5 protein-coding genes are annotated in these 2,881 nt (G+C 71.0%); 2 read left to right on the top strand and 3 right to left on the bottom strand.

Translation table 11 applies throughout. The features are described 5' to 3' along the window. The first annotated feature begins 34 nt into the window (after nt 1-34). Nucleotides 35-796, top strand: coding sequence for a 16S rRNA (uracil(1498)-N(3))-methyltransferase (locus tag CH341_RS30260; protein WP_111423203.1), 762 nt, complete (start codon nt 35-37; stop codon nt 794-796). Between the two features lie 5 nt (nt 797-801). Here the strand turns inward: CH341_RS30260 and CH341_RS30255 are convergent, their stop codons facing one another. Then, entirely contained in the window at nt 802-1,200 is a 399-nt protein-coding gene (locus CH341_RS30255; protein ID WP_111423201.1) for an HVO_A0114 family putative DNA-binding protein, read from the bottom strand. Beyond that, complete coding sequence (locus tag CH341_RS36550) at nt 1,197-1,697, bottom strand: toxin-antitoxin system TumE family protein (RefSeq protein ID WP_245431324.1); 501 nt, start codon at nt 1,695-1,697, stop codon at nt 1,197-1,199. Before CH341_RS36550 ends, CH341_RS30255 begins: the two co-directional genes overlap by 4 nt. A gap of 32 nt (nt 1,698-1,729) precedes the next feature. Between CH341_RS36550 and CH341_RS30245 the strand changes: the two genes are divergently transcribed. Beyond that, the gene (locus CH341_RS30245; RefSeq protein WP_111423199.1) at nt 1,730-2,197 is read left to right on the top strand and encodes a hypothetical protein; all 468 of its coding nucleotides are present in this window, start codon (nt 1,730-1,732) and stop codon (nt 2,195-2,197) included. A 72-nt stretch (nt 2,198-2,269) separates the two neighbouring features. On the opposite strand, the gene CH341_RS30240 is transcribed toward CH341_RS30245, so the two are convergent. Continuing rightward, nucleotides 2,270-2,881 (bottom strand): uracil-DNA glycosylase (locus CH341_RS30240; protein WP_146604689.1); only part of this gene is annotated, 612 nt, incomplete at its 5' end.

Genomic DNA, 2,881 nt, shown 5'->3' with positions numbered 1-2,881 from the left:
CGGCGGCCGGGCCGCCGTCTCCGGGAGGAGCGCGATGGCGCGCTACGATTTCCGCAGTCCCCGCCTGTTCGTCGATGCGGCGCTGACGCCCGGTGCCCGGGTCGCGCTGGCCGCGCCGCACCTGCATTATCTCAGGGACGTGCTTCGCCTCAAGCCCGGCGATCCGGTGCTGGCCTTCAACGGCCGCGACGGCGAGTGGCGGACCGCTCTCGCCGAGGAGGGCCGGCGGGCCATGGCACTCGCGGTGGTCGAGCGGATCCGGGCCCAGACGCCGGCCGGCGACCTCCACTACCTGTTCGCCCCGTTGAAGCGGGCCCGCCTCGACTATCTGGTCCAGAAGGCGGTCGAGATGGGAGCGTCGCGGCTGCAGCCGGTGGTGACGCGTTATACCCAGGCCGAGCGGGTGAACACCGAGCGCATGCGGGCCAACGTGGTCGAGGCCGCCGAGCAGTGCGGCATCCTGGCGCTGCCCGAGGTGGCCGAGCCGGTGCCGCTCGACAAGGCGCTGGCGGCCCTCGATTCGGGCCGCCGCCTGGTCTTCTGCGACGAGGACGCGCCGGTCGCCGATCCGCTCGCGGCCCTGGCCGGCGTGCGAGAGGCCGGTGCGGCCGCCGCGTCCGTGCCGGTCGCCGTGCTGATCGGTCCCGAGGGCGGCTTCTCGCCGGAGGAGCGCGAGTTGCTGCTGGCACGTCCGGGCGTCGTCCGCCTCGCGCTGGGCCCGCGCATTCTCCGGGCCGACACGGCGGCCGTCGCAGCCCTCGCGCTGGTGCAGGCGGTGCTGGGGGACTGGGGGTAGGGCGCCTACGATCGGCCCGCTGCGGGACCGGAGACGGCCGGCCGTGCCGGCGCCAGCGACAGTTCGAGCACCACGTCCGTATAGGTCGTCCGCGGCGCCATCGCCCGGCCGACCTTCTCGAACCGCACGAGCCCATAGCGTTCCATCGTCTTGAGGGTTCGTGAGAGGTTCGATTTCGCGCGGCCCGTCGCCTGGGCGAGCTCGGTCAATGTTTGCGGCCGTGTCTGCGCGATGACCTGCAACAAGGCTCGGTTGCGATCAGAAAGCACCTTCGCGAAGCTCTCGATCGACGAGAACCAGATCTTCGGTTCCCCGCGCGCGGGCTTGTGCTCGCCACGCGCGATGGCCAGCGTCCGTTCCTTGAACTGCTCGTAGGTCGCGATGCCGACAGTCAGTGTCGTCACGTCCGAACTCCAAGTTCTTCGAGGACGCCGTCCACCTCCGCCCAGAAATCGGCGAGAAGCGTGGCGGCGTCGCGGTAGTCGTAGGGCCTCACGACCCGCAGCCGGTGCCGGTGGTCGTGCGTTGGCGAGCGGCGTCCCGTCCGATCGGTGAGGCCATGGGCGTTGTCGAAGCCGACCAGACGCTCGCCCGTCGGCCCGTGCAGGGTCAGGCTGTAGACGGGGCCGTGCGGTCGGTCGACGCTCGCGGGAACCCGCCCGACGACGAAGCGGACGACGTAAGCACCTGCCAGATCTACCGAAAAGTCTCGCCGTCGAGGTCCAGAAGGGTCTCGAAGCTGGTGTCTCGTGTCGGCATGATTGATGTTGTCATACGATGATAACCCGGGCCAGTGGCGAGTGACCCACCAGCGTCCCCCCTGTGCAGACGGGCCACACCTGCGGAGCTTCGTGCGGGGAGAGGCGGGGCGGCTCTTGACCCTGCCGGACCACCGCGGCACGGTCGCGCACGGGGAAGGCAGGGGGTTCGGCCATGAGCGCCACTCGGAAATACGTCCGGTTGCTGGCGACGGCTGCGGCCGCGGCGCTCCTGTGGGGCGTCGCGGCCGAATCGCGGGCCGCGAACCTGTTCGAGCTGAACTTCTGGCTGTCCGGCCCGCGCTACGACGCGGTGGTGCCGCTCTGCGAGGAGTCGTGGCCGCTGCTGCAGATCCAGGAGGCCTTCGCCGAGAAGGAGCGCCGGTTCTGGAACTCCGAGCTGAAGATCGTCGGCTTCGAGCGCGTCCACGAGGTGAAGTTCATGCCGTGGGCGTCGGGCACCATTCCGCGCCGCTTCTGCTCCGGCCGGGTGCTCACCAACGACGGCCACGCCCGCACCATCCACTACTCGATCGCCGAGAACACCGGCTTCGCTGGCGCCAGCACCGGGGTGGAGTGGTGTGTGGTCGGGCTCGACCGCAACTGGGCGTTCAATCCCTCCTGCAAGATGGCCCGGCCCTGAGGCCTGCGGCCTCGGCTGGAGTTCTCCCGAGACGACATCGGCCATCCGCTGCCGCGCCCGCGGCAGCGTGCGTCAGGCTTTCGCGCGTTCGGCGAGCGCCGCCTTGACGCTGAGAAAATCGCGCCAGGCGAGGCGCTTGGCGAGCGGCTGGCGCAGCAGATAGGCGGGATGGAAGGTCGCGATGGCGCGGATCTCGCGCTTGCCGGTGTGGTACGTGAACCACCGGCCGCGGGTCTTCATGATCCCCTCGCGGGTGCCGATCAGGGTCTGGGCGGCGGGCGCGCCCATGCAGACCAGGACGTCCGGATCGGCGAGCTCGATCTGGCGCTGCACGAAGGGCAGGCAGATCTGGGTCTCCAGCGGGGTCGGGGTGCGGTTGCCGGGCGGCCGCCACGGCACCGTGTTGGCGATGTAGGCGCTGCTCTCGACGGGCCCGTGCCGGTCGATCCCGATCGCCGCCAGCATGCGGTCCAGGAGCTTGCCCGAGCGGCCGACGAAGGGCAGCCCCTCCAGATCCTCGTCGCGGCCCGGCGCCTCGCCGATGAACATCACGGGGGCGCCCGGCTTGCCGTCGGCGAAGCACAGCTTCGTCGCCGTCGCCTTGAGGGCGCAGCCCTCGAAGCGGGCCAGGATGGCGGCGAGGTCGTCCAGCGTCGCGGCGGTGCGGGCGGCCTCGCGGGCCGC

This window comes from Rhodoplanes roseus (assembly GCF_003258865.1).
Taxonomy (GTDB): Bacteria; Pseudomonadota; Alphaproteobacteria; order Rhizobiales; family Xanthobacteraceae; genus Rhodoplanes; species Rhodoplanes roseus.
The sequence above is the reverse complement of the archived record's forward strand: the minus strand, read 5'-3'. Positions and strand labels throughout refer to the sequence as shown.

What these genes read in the sequence shown, in the direction of transcription:
- CH341_RS30260 (WP_111423203.1), top strand. Translation starts at nt 35, where the DNA reads ATGGCGCGCTACGATTTCCGCAGTCCCCGCCTGTTCGTCGATGCGGCG.
- CH341_RS30245 (WP_111423199.1), top strand. Translation starts at nt 1,730, where the DNA reads ATGAGCGCCACTCGGAAATACGTCCGGTTGCTGGCGACGGCTGCGGCC.